2 protein-coding genes are annotated in these 1100 nt (G+C 56.9%); one reads left to right on the top strand and one right to left on the bottom strand.

Annotated features, from left to right (window positions below):
- A partial coding sequence (locus K787_RS24140) for a DUF4372 domain-containing protein (protein WP_022964860.1) occupies nt 1–336 on the bottom strand: 336 nt, incomplete at its 3' end.
- A 354-nt stretch (nt 337–690) separates the two neighbouring features.
- Here K787_RS24140 and K787_RS24135 point away from each other — a divergent pair.
- Nucleotides 691–1100 (top strand): contractile injection system protein, VgrG/Pvc8 family (locus K787_RS24135; protein ID WP_022964858.1); only part of this gene is annotated, 410 nt, incomplete at its 3' end.

Here is a 1100-nt window from a genome sequence, read left to right as displayed (position 1 = left end):
TTCCTGCCGGAAACGGCGACCTACCTTGGCCATCAACAGCTGACACACCGCCTCAAACAGTTCGGCCGGGCGCTTGTGATTGGCATCGGCCAGCGTTGAGCGCCGGATAGTGCGGGTTCCAAGGTGGTAATGGTGCAGCTTCTGACTGTTAAAGCCGGCTTCCACCTCTCTGAGACTGGTGGCCCCGGAGATCTGCGCGTACATCAGCGCAATTAACTGATCCCAGGTCTTGAAGCCTTTGCAGTGCTTGTCTGCATCAAACTGACGGACGTGTTTTTCAAAAACGGGGCGTGGCAAACCTTTTAAAAGTTCGGCAAATCGAGTATTTGTATACATGTTGCATCCGCTGAGTTGTTGAGTCGCATCAACGGGTTTTACCCTTCAGACTCAGCGGCTGCAACCCTTCCAGTTAAGCCCCCAAAATTTATTCCGGACAGTAGTGCGCGCAGGCGGGAATCCATTTTGACCTTGGCCACAACCACCTCCCAAGCCCACCCAAAACCCCATCTGCGCAACTTCCTGCGCACATATCCCCTTGATCTGATTGACCTTTCGCTCAATCCACCCGACCCATTTTGCCGACTGGCTCACACAACTCACCTCCCCAATCTGCGATAATCTGCGCGCGCCCAACCAGGTCATGTCGCTTTCCGCCAGACCAGCACCATACCTGCACATAAGGAACATCGGATGTTCGCCGCCGCCAACCAGGCTCATTTCACCCTCGATATTCCCGGTCTCTCGCACGACTTCAAGGTCCTGTCCTTCGAAGGCGTCGAGCACATCAGCCAGCCCTACCGTTTCCAGCTGGAGCTGGTCAGCGAACGCCCAGACCTGGATATCGACAGCCTGCTGCAGCAACCGGCGTTCTTCAGTTTTGCCGGCCAAGGCCAGGGCATCCACGGGCTGATCCACCGCGTCGCCCAGGGCGATGCCGGCAAGCGCCTAACGCGCTACCATATCGACCTGGTGCCGCATCTGTTTTATCTCGGCCACCGCACCAACCAGCGCATCTTCCAGCACCTTACGGTGCCGCAGATCATCGCCCGGGTACTCAACGACCACGGTATCCAGGCCGACACCTACCGCTTTCAGCTTAA

It is taken from the genome of Halopseudomonas pelagia CL-AP6 (assembly GCF_000410875.1).
In the GTDB taxonomy this organism is placed as follows: Bacteria; Pseudomonadota; Gammaproteobacteria; order Pseudomonadales; family Pseudomonadaceae; genus Halopseudomonas; species Halopseudomonas pelagia.
The sequence above is the reverse complement of the archived record's forward strand: the minus strand, read 5'-3'. Positions and strand labels throughout refer to the sequence as shown.